This is a genomic window from Streptomyces sp. XY006 (genome assembly GCF_002237655.1).
Taxonomy (GTDB): Bacteria; Actinomycetota; Actinomycetes; order Streptomycetales; family Streptomycetaceae; genus Streptomyces; species Streptomyces levis.
The window spans coordinates 553516-575548 of record NZ_NOKT01000001.1; the positions used below are offsets into that span (position 1 = coordinate 553516).

Sequence of the window (22033 nt, forward strand, 5' to 3'; positions counted from 1 at the left end):
CCGGTAGGCGGAGCGGCGGTGGTGCCACTGCTCCGCGTACCGGGCCCCGCACGCTCAGAACCAGTGGTGCGCCACGTTGAACAGCAGCACACAGGCGACGGTCGTCCGGAAGATCACCACGCCACGGGAGCGCGCCAGCAGCGCGTGGCCGTCGCGCAGGAAGGAGACGTACTGGCGCAGCCTCAGCGTCATCAGCGGCACGGTCGCCACCACGAACCAGCCGGGAATCCACCCCGCGGCGTACGGCCCGAGGATCACCAGGAGGTTCACCGCCGTCAGCGCCCCCAGGAACACCTGGTTGCCGCGCCTCGACGTCATCACCGCCACGGTGCGCCGGCCCACCGCCGCGTCCCCGCCGATGTCCTGGGTGTTGGAGTAGCCGGATATCAGCAACTGCCCGAACCCGAACAGCAGCGCCTCCACCAGCACCAGCGCGGGAAGGTCACCGGCGGTGAGGGAGTAGGGAGACAGCACGAACGCCGTGGCCGAGAAGAGCAGCAGCAGCTCACCGAGCCCGACGTAGCTGAGCTTCAGACCCCACGAGTACTGCGGGCTGAAGACGAACAGCAGCGTGGTGACCACGACACCCCACACGGGCGCGTGCGGCGCCGCGAGCACCGCCACCAGCCACCACAGCGCCCCCCACCCCAGGGCCACGTACCCGAACCGCTGCGCCTGGTGCACGGTGAGCTCGCCGGTGAGCAGCGGCTTGCGCTTGAGTGGCCGCAGCTCGGTGTTGTCGTCGGAGAGGTAGTTGGCCGTGTCGCTGCCGTCCTTGACACCGGTCACGTCGTCCAGCGTCATGACAGCGGACAGCACGCCCACCTTCCCCAGAGCGAAAACCAGCAGCGTCAGGAGCACCTGCCCGTCGAGGCGGGCGCCCGGCTCCATCGCCGTCCACACGATGAGCAGCGCGAGGAGGAAGTCGAGGACGAACTGGAACTTGACCAGCCTGGCGTACCTGCCGAGTCGCCGCAGAACGCCTGCTTCCGGGGCCACTTGCATACCCGCAGCCGCCATGGAGTGAGTCCTTACTGTCGGGCCGGGGACGCCCCCTCAGAGCGTCACCGCGGCGGTGTTGAGGCAGGCGAGCAGTGAACGTGCCTGCACGTTGACGTACCGGCTGTGCCGCACCAGCGCGTTGAGCTGCCCGGGCGTGATCCAGGCGAACCCCGCAGGCGGCTCGGTGGGTGCCTGCGACTCGTCCGCCTCGACGAACATGTAGCGGCTCTGCGCGTGATAGAAGCGGCCGCCCTCCTCGGAGTGCACCGCCTCGTAGCGGATCTGCTTCTCGTCGGCGCCGAGCACCAGGTCGAGGAAGCGCGGGCGCTGTGCGGGGTCGAGACGGCGGTAGTTGTCCGGCACGCACTGCACCGTCGGCGCCAGCTCCAGCGTCTCCGTCAGGCCACCCTCCGGCAGGGCCCGCACGAGCAGGTGCGGGACACCGCCGAAGCGACGGGTCACGAACGCCGTGACCCCGAGACCGAGCGGTTCGATCAAGGGCTGGGTCCACTGCGCGACCTCGCGGCCGGCCGCCTCCACCGCGACCGCCATCACCCGGAAGTAGCCTTCCGGCACATGGTCGATCGACCAGTCGCCGCGCACCCAGTCCGTCACCTCGGCGAGCGGCACCGACCGCACGCGGCGGTCGTGGCGGGCGCGCTCGGCGGTGATCCAGGACAGCAGCCCCAGGTCGGAGTGGAGCGCTCCGGTCTCGGCCGGCTGCCCGGGGGCGCAGGCGAGGACGGTACGCGCGTCCATGTTCACCACGTTGTCGAAGCGCAGCAGCGCCCCGATCTGCCCGAGGGTCAGCCAGCAGAAGCCGTCCTCCAGCGGGACCTCGCCCGCCGCCTCCACCAGCATGTTCCGGTTGGCCTTGCGCAGGAACCACGAGCCGTGCTCCGACTGGAGCACATCGGCGATCACCCGCTCCGGCGGCACGTCCAGGAAGTACTCGAGGTACTTCACGTCCGCGCCCCGGTGCACCTTCGTGTAGTTGCTGCGGGTCGCCTGCACGGTCGGCGACAACTGCACCAGGTTGGGGTTGCCCGGCTCCATCTTCGCCTGCATCAGGAAGTGCAGGACGCCGTCGAACTCCTTGGCCAGGATGCCCAGGATACCGACCTCCGGCTGGTTGATGATCGGCTGGCGCCACTCCGGGACCGGGTTCTCGGGATGGATGACGTGGATGCCCTCCACCGTGAAGAACCGGCCGCTGCGGTGCACGAGGTTGCCGGTCCCCGGCGCGAAGGACCAGTTGTCGAGGCCGGCGAACGGAATGCGCTCCACCCGGTACCGGTGGGTCCGCGCGCGCTCCGCCAGCCACGGCACGAGCTCCTCGGTACGCGGACCGCGGCCGTGCACCGCTTGCGCCGAGCGGATGAGGCGGTCCGGTCCGGCCGCGTGCTCGTCGCGGCTGCGCAGGGCCGGCGCCGGCGCGCTCATCGGGTCACCTCCGAGGTGGCGGCGCGCTTGACGTCCTTCCACCAGCCGGGGTGGTCCCGGTACCAGCCGACGGTCTCGCGCAGACCGCGGTCGAACGGCACCGCCGGCTCGAAGCCCAGCTCCTCGCGGATCTTCGTACCGTCGAGGGAGTAGCGGTCGTCGTGCCCCGGCCGGTCGGCCACCCGGCGGACGGCGGACGCGTCGGCGCCGCACAGTTCCAGCAGCTGGTGGGTGAGTTCCAGGTTGGTCCGCTCGACACCCCCTCCCACGTTGTAGATCTCCCCGGCCCGGCCCTTGGCGCGCACCGTCTCCACGGCGCGGCAGTGGTCCTCGACGTGGATCCACTCGCGGACGTTGTGCCCGTCCCCGTACAGCGGCACCGGCTTGCCCTCCAGGAGGTTGGTGACGAAGAGCGGGATGAGCTTCTCGGTGTGCTGGTAGGGGCCGTAGTTGTTGGAACAGCGAGTGATCGACACGTCCAGCCCGTGGGTGCGCCAGTAGGAGCGGACCACGAGGTCGGAGGCTGCCTTGGACGCCGCGTACGGCGAATTGGGCGCCAGCGGCCGGGTCTCGGTCCACGACCCGGACGCGATCGACCCGTAGACCTCGTCGGTGGAGACGTGCACGATCCGCTCCACGCCGGCGAGGCGCGCGCAGTCGAGCAGCACCTGGGTGCCCATGACGTTGGTGCGGATGAAGTCGGCGGCGGCCGCAACGGAGCGGTCGACGTGCGACTCGGCCGCGAAGTGCACGATCGAGTCGTGGCCGGGCAGCAGCTCCCGCAGCAGTCCGGCGTCGCAGATGTCACCGTGGACGAAGTCCAGACGCTCCGCGCCGGCCGGCAGGTTGGCGAGGTTGCCGCTGTAGGTCAGCTTGTCGACGACGGTCACCCGGGCGCCGACGGCCTGCGGATAACGGTCGTCGAGCACGGCGCGCACATAGTGCGAGCCGATGAAGCCGGCGCCGCCCGTTATCAGGATTCTCATGATGCGACCTCCACCCGGGAGTCGTCCCCGACGATCAGCCGGTGCCGGCGGGTGGCCGTCACCGAGGCGGTCCTGCCGATGAGCGAGCCGCTCAGCCTGCGCAGGTCCGACAGTGAGGACCCGTCCTGCACGATGGAGTCCTCGATGAGCGTGCGCCGCACCGCGCAGCCGGCGCCGATCGCGGTGTAGCGCCCGACGTGGCTGTCCTCCACCACGCTCCCGGGGCCGATGTACGCCGGCCCGTCGATGCGGGAACGCACGACGCGCGCACCCGGGGAGAGCACCACCGGACCGGTCAGTACGCTGGCGTCGTCCACCTCGCCGCGCCGCTGCGGGCGCACCTCGTCCAGCAGCCTGCGATTGGATGCAAGGACGGCGTCGACGCTCCCGGTGTCGGCCCAGAAACCGAAGTACTCGCTCGCCTTCACACGGGCACCGTCCTCCACGAGCCACTGGATCGCGTCGGTGATCTCCAGCTCCCCGCGCGCACTCGGCCGGATGCTGTCGACCGCGCGGTGAATGGCCGGAGTGAAGAAATAGACGCCAATCAGGGCGAGCTCGCTGCGCGGTACGGCAGGCTTCTCGGCCAGCCGGGTCACCGTGCCCGAATCGTCGATCTCGGCAACACCGAAAGCCCGCGGATCGGCGACTTTCTGGACGACGACCTGGGCGTCCGGCCGCTGCGCGGTGAAAGTCCGCGCGATTTCCGTGATTCCCTCCGACAGGACGTTGTCCCCGAGGTACATCAGGAAATCGTCGGCACCCAGGAATTCCCGGGCGATCAGTACGCAGTGGGCCAGCCCGAGGGGCTGTGCCTGGTGGATGTAGGTGATGCGGGCGCCGAACCGGGACCCGTCGCCCATCGCCTCGCGGATCTTCTCCGACCGGTCGCCGACGATCACGCCGATATCGGTGATGCCCGCAGCCAGAATGTTGTCGATGACATGTTCCAGGACCGCCTTTCCGGCGACCGGAATCAGCTGTTTCGGCGTGGAATAGGTGAAGGGCCGAAGCCGGGTTCCCATCCCGCCGGACAGTACGAGAGCCTTCACTTTGTCCTTCCGGATCGATTCTTCGGCCAATGAGTGATGTCCGTAGGATTTTCCGGGAGTGCACAGGTGAGGCTAACGGCGCCGCCGTGGGGGCCCGTTGATATGTTCTTGGACTCTGTCATGTCCTGCTGGGCGTGACGCACTCCGTGCTATTCACCCATGCCGGAAGGACGATCCGTGCGGGCCCTGGCGCGGGCCCGGCCGCACGGCCCGAGGGTCACACCTGTTCGCCGGCCGGCGTCTCCTGCGCCGCCTCCTCGGGGCTCAGCGCTCCGCCCCGTTCGCAGGCGGCGGTGAACCGCCCCTCGCCCAGACGCTCACGGGCGCCCGCCGCGATCCGGTCCACGTCGTCCCGCTCGCCCTCGGGCAGGGGAGTGCCCACGCGTGCCCGGGCCGCTGCGGCCGCGCCGAGCAGGCACGCCGCCCGCTCGGCGCGGCCCGCCAGGAGCTCCGCCCCGGCCAGACCCTCCAGACCCAGGGCGACCGCGCGGGGATCACCCGACTCCTGCGCCACTCTCAGGCCGTCCCGCTGCAACTCCAGGGCGGTGCAAGGGTCACCGCGCAACTCCGCGACGAACCCGAGCTCGGCGAGGATCAGCGAGGGCACGCCGGGCTGGTAGCCCATGCGCCGGTGCACGTCGAGCACGTTGCGCAGGTGACGCTCGGCGGTGTCCAGGTCGCCCTCCCGGCGGGCCCCCATGGCGAGTCCGATCTCGGCGAACTGCTCGCCGAAGTCGTCGGACTGCTCCACGGCGAGCCGCCGGGCCCGCTCGTGGTACTCGCGGGCCATCGCGTAGTCCCGGGTGAGCAGGGAGATCCGTCCCAGCCCCGAGAGGTGGAACGACACCTCGGGCCACAGCTCCAGGTCCTCCGCCACGCGCAGCCCGTCGCGCAGCAGCCGCCCGGCCTGCGGGTAGTCCCCGACCACCTCGGCCAGCGTCTGCAGCGGCACCATGGCCCGCAACTGCCCCCACCGGTCGCCCAGTTCGCGGAAGATCTCCAGGCTCTGCTCGCCGTACCTGCGCAGCGCGCCGAACTCGCCGCGCAGCTTGGCGATGAACGCCCGGCTGCTCAGTGCCGCCGCCGTGCCCCAGCGGTCCTCCAGCGACCGGAACGTCATCAGCGCCCGCTCGACCAGCTCCTCGCTGGGCCCCAGATCCCCGACGCCGTACAGGTTGGACCCCAGGAACCACTGGGCGTGCGCCTCGCCGCCGGGGTCGTCCAGCTCCTCGTAGGGGCGCAGCGCGGCGCGGTACTCGGCGAGCGGGTCCTTGCCGCCGCCGAGGAGCAGCCTGGTCCCGCCCAGCCAGGCCCGTGCCTCGGCGACGGCCGGGGTGACCGGCGTCCGCGGCACCAGGGCGAGCGCCGCGGTCAGGGAACGTTCCGCCTCGCGGTTGCGGCCGCGCAGGTGCCAGTACCACGCCAGGGCGTTGACCAGCCGCAGGGCCCGCTCACCGTCCCCGCTGTGCAGGGCGCTCTCCAGCGCGGTGCGCAGGTTCGCCGTCTCGCTGTCGAGCCGGCGCAGCCACTCCCGCTGCCCGTGGCCGCGCAGATGCGGCCTGGCCCGCTCGGCGAACGCGGTGTAGTAGGCGCGGTGACGCAGCCGCAGGGCTTCCAGCTCACCGTTCTCGCGCACCTGCTCCAGGCAGTACGCGGTGACGGACTCCAGCAGCCGGTAGCGCGGCCCGTCGACGCCGTCGCTCATGACCACCAGGGAGCAGTCCACCAGACGGGCCAGCAGGTCCAGCACCTCCGTGTGGTCCACGCCGGCACCCGCGCACAGTTCCTCCGCCGCCGCCAGCGAACAGCCGTCGGCGTGCACGGCCAGGCGGTGCAGCACCGCGCGCTCCCGGGTGCTCAGCAGGCCGCAGCTCCAGTCGATGACCGCGCGCAGCGTGCGGTGGCGCGCCGGGGCGTCGCGGGTCCCGGCGGCCAGCAGCGTGAACCGGTCGTCGAGACGGGCGGCCAGCTCCTGCACGCCCAGGACGCGCACCCGGGTGGCCGCCATCTCCAGTGCCAGCGGGATGCCGTCGAGGCGGCGGCAGACGGAGACCACGGGGGCGATGGTCTCCTCGCTCAGCCGGAAGCGGGGCGCGGCCGCGGCGGCCCGCGCCGCGAACAGCTCGACGGCGCTGAACCGCAGCACGTCCTCGGTGCCCAGGCCGGCGGCGGACCGCGGCAGGTCCAGCGGAGGCACCTCCACGAGCTGCTCGCCGCCCACGCTGAGCGAGGTCTGGCTGGTGGTCATGATGTGCAGCCGCGGCGCCGCTCTGAGCAGCCGTGCCGCCAACTCGGCCACCGGCTCGACGACATGCTCGCAGTTGTCGAGGACCAGCAGGGCCGGCTCGTCGCCGAGGGCGTGCACCACCCGCGCGGTGGAGGAGAGCGGGTCACCGTCGGGGGAGGGGGAGGAGGTGATGTCGTCGCGCACGCCGAGCACCGCCTCGACCACCTCGTGCACCTCCGTGGCCGACGTGGCGGAGCGGTCGAGGGAGGCGAACTCCGCCAGCCAGACACCGCCGGGGAACTCCGGGCCGACCGCGGCCGCGGTCGCCAGGGCGAGCTGGGTCTTGCCCACGCCGCCCGAGCCGGTGAGGGTCACCAGCCGGTGCCGGCCGACGAGTGCGCGCAACCGCTCGATCAGCGCGTCCCTGCCGATCAGGTCGACCGGCGGGGCGGGCAGGTTCGTCGGCGGCCGGGCCGCGGTGGTGCTCGGCGACGGCGCGGCCGCCAGGGCCGGGCTCTGGGTGAGGATCGCCTGGTGCAGCGCGGCCAGCTCGGGGGAGGGGTCCACGCCCAGCTCCTCCGCGAGCCGCTCGCGCAGCTCCTCGTAGCTGGTGAGGGCGGCGCTCTGCCGGCCGGCGAGATACAGGGCGCGGATGTGGGCCGTACGCAGCCGTTCCCGCAGCGGATGCGCCCCCACCAGATCCGCCAACTCGTCGGCGACCAGCGCGTGCTCGCCGAGCTCAAGCCGGGCCTCGGCCTGCTCCTCCAGCGCCGTCAGCCGCTGCTCCTCCAGGCGGTCGGCGGCGGTGCGGGCGAACTCCTCGTCGACGAAGTCGGCGAACGCCGGCCCCCGCCACAGGGCCAGCGCCTCGGTCAGCAGGTTCGTCCGGGTGCGGGGATCGGCGCTGTGGGGGGCGCGGGCCGTCAGGTCGAGGAAGCGGTCGGCGTCGACGGACCCGGGCGGGACCACGAGCTCGTAGCCGGGCGGGCGGGAGACCACCAGGTCCCTGCCGCCGGGCTCGGCGTCCTCCAAGGCCCGGCGCAGCTGCCACACCTTGTTCTGCAGGACACCGGCGGGATTGCTCGGCAGCTGCTCGCCCCACAGGTCGTCGATCAGCCGGTCCACGGACACGGGCCGGCCACGGTGGATCAACAGCGCGGTGAGCAGAGCACGCACCTTCAGCTCCGGCACCCGCACCGGCCGCCCCTCGTCCGTCCACACCGCCAGCGGGCCGAGCACCCCGAAACGCATGTGATCACGCTAGCCGAACCGGACGGCCCGCGACAGGACGATGCGACGCGAAGACGACCGGGAGCGACCGACCGGGGACGACGGGTCGCGCCGACCAAGAGGCTCAGACCGAGAAGGCCGAGAAGGCCGAGAAGGCGGGAAGACCGAGAGGCCCGAGAGAGGCCGAGAGCGGACCGGGAGTGGGCCGGGAGCGGTGCCGGGCAGCGTGGGAGCCGAGGACCCGAGCCCACGGAGGGGAACCATGCCTGAGCCGAAACTGCGGGTGTCCGTCATCATCGGCAGCATCCGCAACGGCCGATTCGGGCCCACGGCGGCCCGCTGGATCGCGGACGAGGCGGCCAAACGCGAGGATCTCGCCGTCGACGTGATCGACCTGGCGAAAGTGTGGCTGCCCGACGTACTGCCGGCGGACGAGCACGCCGAGCGGCCGGCCGCCGTCCAGGACCTGGCGCCGTGGCTGGCCCGCGCCGACGCGTTCATCATCGTGACCCCGGAGTACAACCACAGCTTCCCCGCCTCGCTGAAGAACGCCATCGACTGGTACGTCGACGAGTGGAAGGCCAAGCCGGTCGCGTTCGTCTCCTACGGCGGCATCGCCGGCGGTCTGCGCGCCGTCGCCCATCTGCGCGAGATCCTGCCCGGTCTGCACGCCGTGACGGTCCGGGACTCCGTCGCCTTCCCCGAGTACTGGAACCGCTTCGACGAGCAGGGCCGGCTGGTGAACGCCACGGAGTGCGAGGCCGCCGCCAAGACGATGCTCGACCAGCTGACCTGGTGGGGACGCACCCTGCGCGACGCGCGGGCCGAACGGCCCTACCCCGGCTGACGCTCCCCGCACCGTTCCCGTGGTCCGCACCACACCGTCCCCGACCCTGGAAGGACACCCATGTCATCTCATGTCTCCCCGGCGACGCCGGTGAAGGCAGGGACCCGTGAGTGGCTCGGTCTCGCCGTGCTCGCCCTGCCCACGCTGCTGCTGGCGCTCGATCAGAGCGTGCTGTTCCTCGCACTGCCGCACCTGGCGGAGTCCCTGAACCCCACCGGCACCCAGACGCTGTGGATCATGGACATCTACGGCTTCATGATCGCCGGTTTCCTGGTCACCATGGGAACGCTCGGCGACCGGATCGGCCGGCGCAGGCTGCTGCTGATCGGTGCCACCTTCGTCGGCGCCACCTCACTGCTGGCGGCCTACTCCACCAGCGCCGAGATGCTGATCGCCACCCGAGCGCTGCTCGGTGTCGCCGCGGCCACCCTGATGCCCTCCACGCTCGCGCTGATCAGCAACATGTTCCAGGACCCGGGGCAGCGCGGACGGGCCATCGCGGTGTGGGCGAGCTGCTTCATGGCGGGCACCGCGCTCGGCCCCATGATCGGCGGCGTGATGCTGGACTACTTCTGGTGGGGCTCGGTCTTCCTGCTCGGCGTCCCGGTCATGGTCGTCCTGCTGATCGCGGGTCCCGTCCTGCTCCCCGAGTACCGTGACCCCGACGGCGGCCGGCTCGACCTGTTCAGCGTCGCGCTCTCCCTGGGCACCATCCTGCCGGTCATCTTCGGCCTCAAGGAGATCGCCCGCTACGGCTGGCAGCCGCTGCCCCTGCTGGTGATCGCGGCCGGCCTGGCCGTCGGCGTGGTCTTCGTCCGCCGCCAGACCCGGCTGACGCACCCGCTGCTCGACCTGCGCCTGTTCCGCTCCGGCGCCTTCACCTCGGCGCTGCTCGTGCTGATGCTGGCGATGGCCACCATGGGCGGCAGCTACCTGTTCATCACCGGCTTCCTGCAGATGGTCGAGGGCCTGTCGCCCACCGCCGCCGGCCTGTGGATGGTGCCGTCGGCTCTCGCCTCGATCGTCGCGGCGATGATCGCCCCCAGCCTGACCAAGCGGCTGCCCATGGGCCTGGTGATCGGCGGCGGTCTCGCCCTGACGACCGTCGGCTACCTCCTGGTCGCCTTCGTGGACCCGGTGGGCGGTCTGCCGCTGCTGATCACCGGCTTCGTGATCGCCTTCTTCGGTACGGGGCCGATCGGCGCTCTGGGCACCAACCTCGTGGTCAGCTCCGCCCCGCCGGAGAAGGGCGGATCCGCCGCCTCCCTGTCCGAGACCAGCGGCGAGTTCGGCGTCTCGCTCGGCGTCGCGGCGTTCGGCAGCCTGGGCACCGCGCTCTACCGCGGGGACATCACCGTTCCGCAGGGTGTACCGGCCGAGCAGGCCGAGGCGGTGCGCGGCGGCATGGAAGGCGCGATCGTCGCCGCCCAGGAGCTGCCCTCGGACCTGCGCGACCAGGTGCTGGCCGCGGCGCGCGAGGCGTACACCGGCGGGCTGAACGTCGTCGGTGTCGTCTGCGCCTCGCTCATCGCCGTCACCGCGGTGCTTGCGGTGACCCTGCTGCGCAAGGTGGGCGGCACCCCGCCGGCCGAGGACGGGCCGGCAGCCGCCCGGCAGGAGTCCGTCCCGGCCGGTTCCTGACGGCCGGACGTCCCGGCGCGGGCCCTTCGCCACCCCGGCGAAGGGCCCGCGCCGTGTCTCCGCGCCGTGTCTCCGCGCCGTGTCTCCGCGCCGTGTCTCCGCGCCGTGTCTCCGTGCCGGGGCATCCCGCTGACCTGACACATGAGGCGGTCCGCTGATGGACCCCCACCGCGGCCGTCGACAGCATGGCTTCGCGCGCTCGCGTTCCCCGGCGCGTCAAATCCGCCCGCCTTCGACACGCAAAGGAATCCGTCCATGGTCCCATGCCGAATCTGCGGTGGCCCGGTCGACGAGTTCTTCGACTTCGGCCGGCAGCCCGTCTCCGATTCCTTCGTGCTGCCGGAGACGGCGGGCAGCGAGTTCTACTTCCGGCTTGCCGCCGGTGTCTGCACCGAGTGCACCATGGTGCAGCTCATCGAAGAGGTGCCCCGCGAGAAGATGTTCCACGAGGACTACCCGTACCGCTCGGCGGGCTCGGCCGTGATGCGCGAGCACTTCGAGAAGTACGCGCACCGGCTGCTGGAGGGCGAACTCGCCGGCGACGACCCCTTCGTGGTGGAGATCGGCTCCAACGACGGGACCATGCTGAAGGCGATCGGCCGGGCAGGCGTGCGCCACCTCGGCGTCGACCCCTCCGCGCAGGTCGCCGAGTTCGCCAAGGCCGCGGGCGTGCGGGTGCGCACGGACTTCTTCCAGGACTCCAGCGCACGCGACATCGCCGCGTCCGACGGACCCGCCGACGTGATCTTCTCCGCGAACACCGTCAGCCACATCGCCTACATCGACTCGGTGTTCCGGGGCGTGGACGCACTGCTCGGCCCCGACGGCGTCTTCGTCATCGAGGACCGCTACCTGGGCTCGATCATCGGGCAGAACGCCTTCGACCAGATCTACGACGAGCACTTCTACCTCTTCTCGGTCGGCTCCGTGCAGGCCATGGCCCGGCGCTTCGGCTTCGAACTGGCCGACGCCGAGCCGCTGTCCGTGCACGGCGGGTCCATGCGGTACACCATCGCCCGGCCCGGGCGGCGGACCGTCTCCGCGGCCGTCACCGAGCACATCGAGCGCGAGCGCGAGGCGGGCCTGAGCCGGCCGGAGACCTACCACCGCTTCGCCCAGCACGTGAAGAAGAGCTGCCGCGACCTGGTGCGGCTGCTCACCGAACTGCGCGAGCAGGGGCACTCCGTGGTCGGCTACGGCGCCACCGCCAAGAGCGCCACCGTGCTCAACTACTGCGGGATCGGCCCCGACCTGGTCCCGTTCATCTGCGACAACACCCCCGCCAAGCAGGGCCGGCTCGCCCCGGGCACGCACATCCCCATCCGGCCGTCCGAGCAGTTCTCCCAGCCCTACCCCGACTACGCCCTGCTCTTCGCCTGGAACCACGCCGAGGAAATCCTGGCGAAGGAACGGGAGTTCCGGGCCGCGGGCGGCAAGTGGATCCTCTACGTGCCCGACGTCCACATCGTCTGATCTCCCGCCAGGGACCACACAACGGGCCGGGAAGGCCCCCGATCTCCAACCGGAAGGTGTCATGAACAAGTACGCCGGCAAGAAGGCCGTGGTCACCGGCGGTACGCACGGCATCGGCATGGCCGTGGTGAAGAAGCTCATCGACGGCGGAGCGGAGGTGCTGCTCACCGGTCTCAACGAGAAGAACATCGAGGCCGCCCGCGCCGAACTCGGCCCGCGCGCCCACGTGCTGCGCTCCGACGCGGCGAGCATGGCCGACATCGACGCCCTCGGCAAGGCGGTCGGGGAGACGCTGGGCGAGGTCGACTTCGTCTTCGTCAACGTCGGTTACCTGAAGTTCGGTTCCCTCAGCCAGGTCAGCGAGGAAACCTACGACCGCATGTTCGACACCAACACCAAGGGCGCCTTCTTCACCGCGCAGCGGCTCGCGCCCCTGGTCAAGAACGGCGGCTCGTTCGTCTTCACCACCGCCGTCGCCGTCGGCATGGGCTTCGTCGCCACCAGCGTCGGCACCGGCATGAAGTCCGCCATCCGCGCTTTCTCCAAGGTCTTCGCCTCCGAGCTGCTGCCCCGTGGCATCCGCGTCAACACGGTCAGCCCCGGCTTCACCGACACCCCCACCATGGGCATCGCCGAGATCTCCGACGAACTGCGCGCCGCCAACATCAAGGAGGGCGTCGAGCTGACCCCCATGCGCCGCTTCGGCACCCCTGAGGAGGTCGCCGACGCGGTGCTCTTCCTCGCCTTCGACGCCACCTTCACCACCGGCGTCGACCTGCCCGTCGACGGCGGTCTCGGTCAGGGTTTGGAGTGGCCGCACGACGAGATCGTCGAACACTGACCCGGTCGGACCAGCAGACGGAGGTGAAGCGATGACCAGTCGCACACAACGCACCAGGACCGCGGTGATCGGCGGTGGCATGGCCGGCTGCGCCGCCGCCCGCCAACTGCTGCGCGGCGGCCGCGAGGTGGTCGTCTTCGAGGCGGCGGACGGACTCGGCGGCCGGGCCCGCTCCTGGCACCGCCCGGAGATCGAGCCCGACGTCGGCATCAACCTGATGTACGTCAGCTTCTACAAGCTGATGACCCAGCTCATCAAGGAGTACGGGCTGGAGGACGAGCTGGTCCGGATCTCCAGCAACGTCTGGATCTCCGACCACGGCAAGGCCGTGCCGCTCTCCTCCGACTCCCCGCTCAGCCTGCTCACCTACCGGCACGTGAAGCTGCGCGACCGGGTCGCCTTCCTGCTGACGACCCTCGCCCAAGTCGCGCGCAAGAAGAAGCTCGACCTGTTCGACCCGGTCAAGTCGGCCCCGTTCGACGACGGACAGAGCGCCGCCGACTGGGGCTGCAAGCGGGTGTCCAAGCGTGGCTTCGACTTCCTGCTGCGCCCCCAGATCGAGGGCTTCTGGAACTTCGCCTGTGAGGAGATCTCCGCCGTCCACGCCCGCGCCCTGCTCGCCTGGATGGGCGGCTCCGGCTTCTACGTGCTGCGCAACGGCATGGAGATCCTCGCCGAGAAGAACGCCGAGGGAGCCGAGCTGCGGCTGTCGCACGAGGTCACCGGCATCCAGCAGAACGGCACCGGCGTCGTCGTCGGCGCCGTCGGCCCGGACGGCACCCCGGTCACCGAGACCTTCGACGAGGTCGTCGTGGCCACGCCCGCGCCGATCGCGGCCAAACTCGTCGCCGCCCTGCCCGCGCAGACCGTGGGCCAGGAGACCCGCCGGTTCCTGGAGACGCAGAAGTACGAGCCGGCCCTGTCCGTCTCGTTCCTGGTCGACAGGGGCACCCTGCCCGCCGAGGCGCACATCGTGGCCGGCGGCCCCGAGGACCCGCCCCTGCGCAACATGATCACCTACCCGCGCACGGTGCGGGACGAGCGGGGACGGCCCGTCGAGAAGCTCCTCGTGTTCACCTACCCCGGCCGCGCCAACACCCGCCGCCTGCTCGGCCGTCCCGCCGAGGAGCAGTTCGCCGAGGTGACCAAGCTGCTGACGTCGCTGTGGCCGCAGTTCCCGGTGGAGAGCGCCGAGCCGTTCCAGATCGCGGAGCGGCCCTACGGGTTCCCCATCCCCGCACCGGGCCGCTACCGCCGCTCCGTGACGGTCCTGAAGGAGCAGCGGCCTCCGGTCGTCTTCGCCGGCGACTACTTCAACTCCCCTACGACGGAAGCCGCGATGCTCTCGGGAGTCCGGGCCGCCGCGGCACTCACGAAGGCAGGTTGAGACAGACCATGAAGGTCCTCTTCATCCCCGGAAACAGCCCTTACCCGATCTTCTCCCACACCCCGCTCGCCACGGCCGTGCGCAATGCCGGGCACCAGGTGTTCATGGGCGGCATCGACTGGGTGCTGCCCAACATCGCCAGCGTCGGCCTGCCCGCCGTGAAGATCTCCCCGGTGTCGATGGAGGAGGTCAGCGCCTTCATGGGCGCCATGCCGGACGACCCGGCCGAGCAGCTCAAGGCGGTGGGCCGGGTCTACGCCGAGATCGCCGTGGACAGCCTGGACCGCCTGCTCGACCTGGCCGACCACTGGCGCCCCGACCTCGTCGTCGGCGGCGGCATGTTCTACACCGCCCCGCTGCTCGCCGACCACCTGGACATCCCCTGCGTGCGCCTGGAATGGGACCGCATCGACTCCCGTGCCTACGACCCGGGCGCCGAGCCCGTGCTCGCCCCCGTCCTCGCCGAACTGGGCCTGCAGAAGCTGCCCGACCCCGACCTGTGGCTCGACGTCTGTCCGCCCAGCCTGCGGCCCGCCGACGCGGTCCCCGCCAAGCTCATGCGCTGGGTCCCGGGCAACCCCCAGAAGCCGCTGGAGCCGTGGATGTACACCAAGGGCGACCGCCCCCGCGTCTACATCACCGCCGGGACCCGGCTGTTCAGCGGCGAGGGACTGCGCGACATGGCGCGCAGCGTCGGCAAGCTCGGCGCCGAGGTCGTGGTCGGCGCCCCCGAGGTCGTCGCCGCGGAACTGCGCGACGAGGTGCCCGAGGCGCGCGTCGGCTGGGTGCCGCTCGACGTACTGGCCCCCACCTGCGACGTCATCATCCACCATGGGGGCGGCGGCACCGACATGACCGCCCTGCACGCCGGCGTCCCGCAGCTGATCGCCCACCCCGAGTACCCCACCACCGCCACTCGCCGGATCGTCGACTACGGCGCCGCCACCCTGGTCGAGTCGGGCGGCTACGAGGAGATCAACGCGGCCTGCGAGCTGCTGCTGAAGGAACCCTCGTACCGCGAGCGGGCGCGGGAGATCTCCCGGGAGATGGCCCAGCTGCCCCCGGCCCACGAGATCGTCCGCGACCTGGAGCGCCTGGTGGCCGACCGGACCTGAACCGGTCGGCAGGCCCCCTGCCCTGCGACAGGAGAGGAGAACGCGGTGCGTATCGCCGCGACGTCGATCCCGGGGGCGTATCTGGTGACCCCCGAGCAACTGCCGGACGAGCGCGGCGCCTTCTGGGAGGGCATGCGCGCCGACAAACTCGAGAAGGTGCTGGGTGAGCCGTTCGTGCCCCGGCAGATCAGCTACTCCGTGTCCCGCCGCAACACCCTGCGCGGCATCCACACGGTGGCCGTACCGCCCGGGCAGGCCAAGTACGTCAGCTGCGTACGCGGCGCGCTGCGCGACATCATCGTCGACCTGCGCATCGGCTCACCCGCCTTCGGACAGCACCACGTCTGCACCCTCGACGCGTCCTCCGGCCGCTCCCTCTACATCCCCGAGGGCGTGGGCCACGGCTTCGTGGCCCTCAGCGACGACACCTGCATCTGCTACGTGATGTCGACCGTCTACGAACCGGGCACCCAGATCGACATCGACCCCTTCGATCCCGAACTGGCCCTGCCCTGGGACCTCACCGAGGAACCCCTGATGTCCCCGAAGGACAGGGCCGCGCCCGGCCTCGCGCAGACCCTGGCCGCCGGGGTGCTGCCCCGCTGGAACCAGGAGACACCGTGACGGATGTCCTTCGCGTCGGCGTGCTCGGCAGCGCGGAGATCGCGCGCCGCCGGATGCTGCCGGCCTTCGCCCGCTCGGCGGCCTTCGAGGTCGCCGCGATCGCCTCGCGGGACCCGGACCGCGGCGCGGCGGCCGCAGCACCCTACGGCGCGCGGGTGCTGCCCGACTACGCCCGGCTGATCGAGGACGGCGACGTGGACGCCGTCTACGTCCCGCTGCCGCTCGCCCTGCACGCCGAGTGGGTCGAGGAGGCCCTGCGCGCGGGCAAGCACGTGCTGGCCGAGAAACCGCTGAGCACCTCCCCGGAGGCCGGCGCGGACCTGTTCGCGCTGGCCCGCCGCCGCGGCCTGGTCCTGATGGAGAACGTCATGTTCGTCCACCACGGCCAGCACGCTCGGGTGCGCCGGCTCGTCGCCGAGGGCGCCATCGGGGAACCGCGCTTGTTCCAGGCGACGTTCACCGTGCCCCGGCGCCCGGCCGGAGACATCCGCTACCGCCCGGACCTGGGCGGCGGCGCCCTGTGGGACACCGGCGTCTACCCGGTGCGCGCCGCGCAGCTCCTGCTCGGCACCGGCCTGACCGTCGTGGGCGCCGTCACCACGGCCGCCGCCGCCTTCGACGTCGACACCTCCGGGGCCGCCCTGCTGCGCCGGCCCGGCGACGGCGTCGGTGTCCAGCTGTCCTACGGCCTCGACCACGCCTATCGCAGCTCCTACGAGATCGGCGGCAGCTCCGGCCGGCTGACCCTCGACATGGCGTTCACCCCGCCCGCCGACCACGTCCCCGTGCTCCGGCTCGACGACTCGTCCGGCAGCCGGGAACTGCGGCTGGAGCCCGAGGACCAAGTGGCCAACACCGTCGAGGCGTTCGCCGAGGCGGTGCGTCGCGGCGCCGTGGACAGCGAGCACGAGCGGGCCACGCTGGAGCAGGCCCGGCTGCTGCGCGACATCCTCGACAGCGCGGCCGCGGCTTCGGCCTCTGCGGCGGCCCGGGCCTCGGCGCCGGCTCCGACGCCGGTGCCGAGCGACTGAGTGCCGCGCCGGGCGGCGCGCACACGACCGAGCGGCACACGGTCCGACCGTGTGCCGCTCGGTCATGAGGTGGAGAGATGGGGCGGGCGCGCGGGGCCGGTCACGGGGCCGGCCCCGGAGGCCGGATCGCGCGGGCCGGCCAAGGGGCGACCGTGCCGTGGCGACCCGGCGGGGCGGTCGGAGGATCGCGGCCGTGGCGACCCGGCGGGGCGGTCGGAGGATCGCGGCCGTGGCGACCCGGCGGGGGCGGTCAGAGGACTGCGGCCGTGGCGACCCGGCGGGGGCGGCGCTCAGCCGGCGTTACCCCCGACCGTGTGCGCGGGCCCCAGCTCCTCCATCTTGAACTCACCCGTGGGGAAGCTGGGCGTGGGCAGCGGATCGGGGTAGGCGGCCTCCGTACGCGGCGGTTGCCGGCGCACATAGGCCGCCCGCACCTTGAGCGCGGCGTCCACCGCCAGCCGCAGCAGCCGCGACGGCTCGGACACGCCGAACGCCTTGCGCATGTGCGGGGTCAGCAGCGCGGGCAGTGCCGCCGCCGCCACCTTGCGTCCCAGCGGCTGGAGCCGCTTCGGGAGCCAGGCCGCCATCGGCTCGATGACCGTGTTCCGCAGCACCTGCCACAGCGTCACGGCCTCCGGCGAGTACGCGAACGTCCGCTCGACGTACTCGTCGTGGAACCGGGCGAACTCCTCGTACGAGCCCGGGATGTCCTTCAGGCCCATGAATTCGCCCTGCTCCCGCATGTGCAGGTACGCCGCGGTCCGCTCCTGGTCGGTCAGCGGCCGCCAGCCGTACCGGTCCACCCAGCGGATCTGGATGAGCATGCTGGTGGCGAGGACGAAGAGGTACTCCTCGTTGCTGATGCTCCACTGCTGCTTCTCGTCGCTGATGTGGCGGACCGCGTTCTTGTGGATGCGGTTCATCTGCCGGACCGCCGCCCGGCCGCGCTCGTCCTTGAACCCGCGCCGCACCATTTCCAGGCTGATGAGGGCGAAGTGCTCCATGCGCCGCTGCGTGTTGTGGGTCAGCTCCCCGGTGCGCACCAGGAGCGCGGCCATGTGGGGCGGCGCGACACTGTTGCAGAACGCCAGCGCGCCCGCGACGCTGAAGTCCCACGGGAACTCGTAGCCCATGTCGAGCCACCAGATGCGGCTGTACTCCTCCTTGACGTCCATGCCCTGGATCTCCCGGAGTCGGGCATACCGTTCGTTCCTGTCGATGGCCATGGTGCGGCCTCTCCTCTCGCCGGTCACCTCGGAAAACAGCGGGTCGGCCGACGCCCGGGCCGTACGGCCGTCGCGCCCGTGCCGGTGGCGGGGGAGCAGCGGGACGACGGCTCCCGCGCAACGACCATGCCCGAAGCAGGCGCAGTCCGCCCCGCGCCGCGTGCGACTGCGTCAAGTCGGCCACCGGCGCACCACGCCCCCGGCACCAAGAGCCGGCCGGCGCGTCCACAGTGCGTCACCGGGCCCGGCCCCGCATCACCTCAACGTGACGGGCCGAGAGGCTACTTGACATAGATGCGGGGCTTCTGTGTCCGCCCCGCCGGGCCGTGGGCACGCTGGGGCCGCTTGGCAACCCACAAGGACGCCCTCGCCGAATGGAGCTGCAGATGAGTATGTTGAACAGGCGACGGTTCATGGCCGGAGCGGGCGCCGCTGTGGCCACCTCCGGGACCGTCACCGCACTCGGTACGCCGTCGCCCGCGCACGCGGCCCCCGAGACCGCCTCCGGCGCGATCCCGACCGTCAGACCCGGTGACCCCCGGTACGCCGACATGGTGTCGGGCATGAACGCCCGCCTCGTCGGCACCCCCGAGGCGGTCCGGCTGCCCGCCACCACGCAGCAGGTGGTCCGGGTGGTGCGCGAGGCCGTCGAGGCCGGCAAGCGGATCGTGGTGCGCAGCGGCGGTCACTGCTTCGAGGACTTCGTCTTCAACAAGGAGGCCCAGATCATCGCCGACCTGCGGCTGATGAACCGGGTCGGCTACGACGAGCGGCGGCGCGCCTTCTTCGTCGAGCCCGGCGCCACCCTCCTCGACATCTACGAGACCCTGCACAACGGCTGGGGCGTGACGATCCCCGGCGGCGGCTGCCACAGCGTCGGCGCGGGCGGACACTTCGCGGGCGGCGGTTACGGCGTCCTGTCCCGGGCGCACGGCATCGTCATCGACCACGTGTACGCCGCCGAGGTCGTCACGGTCGACCGCAAGGGCCGGGTGCGGGCCGTCGTGGCCACGCGCGAGCCGAACGACCCGAACCGCGACCTGCTGTGGGCGCTCGCCGGCGGTGGCGGCGGCAACTTCGGCATCGTCACCCGGTACTGGCTGCGCAGCCGCGGCGCCAAGGGCAACGACCCGAGCCGGCTGCTGCCCAGGCCGCCGTCCCGGGTCGTCTACACCCAGGTCACCTGGCCCTGGGAGCAGATCACCGAGGCCGGCTTCACCAACCTGCTGCGCAAGTACAGCCAGTGGTCCAAGGACAACGCCTCCCTCGACTCGGAGTACCTGGACCTCGGACACTGGCTGTTCCTCAACCACGTGTCGGCCGGCACCCTCTTCCTCGTGGCGCAGATCGACGCCGACAAGCCCGGTGCCCAGCAGCGGATGGACGCGTTCGTCGACTTCCTCAGCGACGCCATGGGCGCCCGGCCGAACTGGCACGACTCCCAGAACCTGCCGTTCATGAAGGCCACCACCTACAGCACCACCGGCGGTGAGACCCTCAACAACCCGAACCTGCGCACCTTCCACAAGTCCGCGTTCGTCAAGGACGTCTTCCCCCAGCGCCAGATCGACGCGCTGTACAAGCACTTGACCCGCAAGGACTACGACAACACCTACAGCTACATCGTGCTGGCTTCCGCCGGCGGCCGGATCAACGAGCTGGGCCCGCACGATACCCCGGCGCCGCACCGCGACTCGCACCTGGTGATGTTCTACGAGTCGTACTGGCACCACGCCGATCAGGACGAGGCCAACATCGCCTGGCTGCGCGACATCTACCGCGACGTGTACGCCGACACCGGCGGCGTCCCCGTGCCCAACGACGTCACCGACGGCTGCTACATCAACTACCCGGACAACGACCTCAGCGACCCCGAGTTCAACAAGTCCGGCATCCCCTGGCACCAGCTCTACTACAAGGACAACTATGCGCGGCTGCGGAAGGTCAAGGCCGCCTGGGACCCGCGCAACGTCTTCCGCCACCGGCAGTCCATCGAACTGCCGGGCAGGTGACGCTCCCGCCACACGAAACGGGCTGTGCGACCCGGCCGGGTCGCACAGCCCGCTCCCTTCCGCGCTGCGTCCGCCCGGCCGGTCACCCAGGACCCGACCGGGACGGAACGGACCTCACAACAGCGCGCGTGCCTCCGCGATGAGCTCCACCTGCCGCTCCCAGTCACCACCGTCGACCAGGAGGTCGAGATGGTCGGCGCCGGCCTCCGCGTACGCGGCGAACCGCTCCGCGGCCTCCTTCGGGCTGCCGCCGATCGGCACCAGCGGCGCCTCCTCGGGTGACAGCCCGTACATGTCCACCAGGCTCTTCTCGAACGCGGCCCGCGCGGAGCGCACCGACTCCTCGTCACCGAGCCCGGCGTGCAGCCACACCGTGGTGCTCGGCGCGGGCCGCCCCGCCTCCTCGGCCGCCTCCCGCAACTTCGCGACACCGCGGGCCACCGTCGCTGGGGAGACCACCGACGGCAGCCAGCCGTCCGCGTGCCGCGCGGCCCGCCGGATCGCGTTGTCGGAGTTGCCGCCGACCAGCACCGGCGGCACCGGCACGGCCGGTGCGAGCGTCAGAGCGGTGCCGTCCGGCAGCGTCGTCTCCTCGCCGGCGAGCAGCCCCGGCAGCAGCTCGAGGGAGCGCACCAGCCGTGTGTTGCGGCCCTCCGCCGCAGCGCCCACGGCCTGCCAGAACGGGGTCCCGGGGGCTCCGCCCGACCCGACCCCGAGGATGACCCGGTTCCCGGACAGATGCTGCAGCGTGCCGATCTGGGCGGCGGTCCAGGCGATGTTCCGCAGCGGCAGCACCAGCAGACTGAAGCGCAGGTCGACCCGCGTGGTGACGGCGGCGGCGGCCGAGAGCGCGACGGTGGCCTCCAGGGCCGGCGCGCCGTTGCCCATGATGAAGTCGGACACGGACACGGAGTCCAGCCCGGCCTGTTCGACGTGGCGGGCGCCGGCCGCTATGCCTGGGAAGCCCTTCGGCGCCAGATCGGCCATGGTGGGCAGGGAGATGCCGACTTTGATCGCTGGCAAGACGTCCTCCGTGTCACATGACGAATGGGAACGCCACCGCCGGGGGCGGACCACCGGACCCCTCCGTGGACTGACCGCATGGCGATGGCCGTTGCAGCCTAGCGACGCGGGGCGGGCCGGGCCGGAATGAAGGCCGCACTATGTCAGCTTGCCTCCCCGCCGGGGCGCGCCCCGTGAGCGGACACTTGACGAAGCCCTGGATACCGCGTTGCCCCGCAGTCACGCGACGGGGTCCACTCGTGGGTGCTCGTGGTCAGGACGACTCTGGAGTGACAACGACATGACTGTTGCAGCCAAGGAACCCGGCGACCTCGTCAAGGGGCGGAAGCCGGTCACGCGTCTGGACCGGGTGATCATCCGGTTCGCGGGGGACTCGGGTGACGGTATGCAGCTCACCGGTGACCGTTTCACCTCGGAGACGGCGTCGTTCGGGAACGACCTGTCGACGCTGCCGAACTTCCCGGCCGAGATCAGGGCGCCTGCCGGGACGCTGCCGGGTGTGTCGTCGTTCCAGCTGCACTTCGCCGACCACGACATCCTGACGCCGGGGGACGCGCCGAACGTGCTGGTCGCGATGAACCCGGCGGCGCTGAAGGCGAACATCGGGGACCTGCCGCGCGGCGCGGAGGTGATCGTCAACACGGACGAGTTCACCAGGCGGGCGATGCAGAAGGTCGGCTATGAGGTGTCGCCGCTGGAGGACGGGTCGCTGGACGGCTATCACGTGCATCCGGTGCCGCTGACGACGCTGACGGTGGAGGCGCTGAAGGAGTTCGATCTCACCCGCAAGGAGGCCGAGCGCAGCAAGAACATGTTCGCGCTGGGTTTGCTGAGCTGGATGTATCACCGGCCCACGGAGGGCACGGAGAAGTT

17 protein-coding genes are annotated in these 22033 nt (G+C 71.4%); 10 read left to right on the plus strand and 7 right to left on the minus strand.

Translation table 11 applies throughout. The features are described 5' to 3' along the window. Positions 1–54: 54 nt before the first annotated feature. The 5 genes from CHR28_RS02490 to CHR28_RS02510 form a co-directional block, all read right to left on the minus strand. The gene (locus tag CHR28_RS02490; protein ID WP_094051718.1) at positions 55–1020 is read right to left on the minus strand and encodes a UbiA family prenyltransferase; all 966 of its coding nucleotides are present in this window, start codon (positions 1018–1020) and stop codon (positions 55–57) included. Between the two features lie 36 nt (positions 1021–1056). Continuing rightward, positions 1057–2445 (minus strand): NDP-hexose 2,3-dehydratase family protein, encoded by a 1389-nt coding sequence (locus tag CHR28_RS02495; protein ID WP_094051719.1) that lies wholly within the window; start codon positions 2443–2445, stop codon positions 1057–1059. Continuing rightward, positions 2442–3431, minus strand: coding sequence for a dTDP-glucose 4,6-dehydratase (gene rfbB / locus CHR28_RS02500; protein ID WP_094051720.1), 990 nt, complete (start codon positions 3429–3431; stop codon positions 2442–2444). The genes CHR28_RS02495 and rfbB overlap by 4 nt, the downstream gene beginning before the upstream one ends. Then, positions 3428–4483 carry a glucose-1-phosphate thymidylyltransferase gene (locus tag CHR28_RS02505; RefSeq protein ID WP_094051721.1) on the minus strand — a complete coding sequence of 352 codons (1056 nt, stop codon included), beginning with the start codon at positions 4481–4483 and terminating at the stop codon, positions 3428–3430. The genes rfbB and CHR28_RS02505 overlap by 4 nt, the downstream gene beginning before the upstream one ends. Before the next feature lie 217 nt (positions 4484–4700). Then, positions 4701–7961: a BTAD domain-containing putative transcriptional regulator gene (locus CHR28_RS02510; protein WP_094051722.1), complete on the minus strand. Its 3261-nt coding sequence runs from the start codon at positions 7959–7961 to the stop codon at positions 4701–4703. A 241-nt stretch (positions 7962–8202) separates the two neighbouring features. On the opposite strand from CHR28_RS02510, the gene CHR28_RS02515 reads away from it, so the two are divergent. From CHR28_RS02515 to CHR28_RS02550, 8 genes are all read left to right on the plus strand, one after another. Continuing rightward, a complete protein-coding gene (locus CHR28_RS02515) occupies positions 8203–8787 on the plus strand; it encodes an NADPH-dependent FMN reductase (protein ID WP_094051723.1) in 585 nt (194 codons plus the stop codon). 60 nt (positions 8788–8847) lie between these two features. After that, positions 8848–10428 carry an MFS transporter gene (locus CHR28_RS02520; protein WP_107473111.1) on the plus strand — a complete coding sequence of 527 codons (1581 nt, stop codon included), beginning with the start codon at positions 8848–8850 and terminating at the stop codon, positions 10426–10428. 255 nt (positions 10429–10683) lie between these two features. Further along, positions 10684–11901 carry a class I SAM-dependent methyltransferase gene (locus CHR28_RS02525; RefSeq protein ID WP_094051724.1) on the plus strand — a complete coding sequence of 406 codons (1218 nt, stop codon included), beginning with the start codon at positions 10684–10686 and terminating at the stop codon, positions 11899–11901. Positions 11902–11962: 61 nt separating this feature from the next. Beyond that, positions 11963–12742 carry an SDR family oxidoreductase gene (locus tag CHR28_RS02530; protein ID WP_094051725.1) on the plus strand — a complete coding sequence of 260 codons (780 nt, stop codon included), beginning with the start codon at positions 11963–11965 and terminating at the stop codon, positions 12740–12742. Positions 12743–12773: 31 nt separating this feature from the next. Then, positions 12774–14129 carry an FAD-dependent oxidoreductase gene (locus CHR28_RS02535; RefSeq protein ID WP_094051726.1) on the plus strand — a complete coding sequence of 452 codons (1356 nt, stop codon included), beginning with the start codon at positions 12774–12776 and terminating at the stop codon, positions 14127–14129. Next, positions 14126–15244 (plus strand): nucleotide disphospho-sugar-binding domain-containing protein, encoded by a 1119-nt coding sequence (locus CHR28_RS02540; RefSeq protein WP_256984082.1) that lies wholly within the window; start codon positions 14126–14128, stop codon positions 15242–15244. The genes CHR28_RS02535 and CHR28_RS02540 overlap by 4 nt, the downstream gene beginning before the upstream one ends. A 45-nt stretch (positions 15245–15289) precedes the next feature. After that, positions 15290–15868: a dTDP-4-dehydrorhamnose 3,5-epimerase family protein gene (locus tag CHR28_RS02545; RefSeq protein WP_094051728.1), complete on the plus strand. Its 579-nt coding sequence runs from the start codon at positions 15290–15292 to the stop codon at positions 15866–15868. Next, on the plus strand, positions 15865–16899 hold the full coding sequence (locus CHR28_RS02550; RefSeq protein ID WP_094051729.1) for a Gfo/Idh/MocA family protein: 1035 nt from the start codon (positions 15865–15867) through the stop codon (positions 16897–16899). Before CHR28_RS02545 ends, CHR28_RS02550 begins: the two co-directional genes overlap by 4 nt. A 290-nt stretch (positions 16900–17189) precedes the next feature. Here CHR28_RS02550 and CHR28_RS02555 read toward each other — a convergent pair whose 3' ends face one another. After that, positions 17190–18125 carry an oxygenase MpaB family protein gene (locus CHR28_RS02555; protein ID WP_094051730.1) on the minus strand — a complete coding sequence of 312 codons (936 nt, stop codon included), beginning with the start codon at positions 18123–18125 and terminating at the stop codon, positions 17190–17192. Between the two features lie 386 nt (positions 18126–18511). On the opposite strand from CHR28_RS02555, the gene CHR28_RS02560 reads away from it, so the two are divergent. After that, a complete protein-coding gene (locus tag CHR28_RS02560; RefSeq protein ID WP_094051778.1) occupies positions 18512–20137 on the plus strand; it encodes an FAD-binding oxidoreductase in 1626 nt (541 codons plus the stop codon). Between the two features lie 114 nt (positions 20138–20251). Here the strand turns inward: CHR28_RS02560 and CHR28_RS02565 are convergent, their stop codons facing one another. Next, on the minus strand, positions 20252–21160 hold the full coding sequence (locus CHR28_RS02565) for an LLM class flavin-dependent oxidoreductase (protein ID WP_218829457.1): 909 nt from the start codon (positions 21158–21160) through the stop codon (positions 20252–20254). A gap of 280 nt (positions 21161–21440) precedes the next feature. On the opposite strand from CHR28_RS02565, the gene CHR28_RS02570 reads away from it, so the two are divergent. Further along, positions 21441–22033, plus strand: a 593-nt coding sequence (locus tag CHR28_RS02570) for a 2-oxoacid:acceptor oxidoreductase family protein (protein ID WP_179272289.1), incomplete at its 3' end; no start/stop codon positions are given.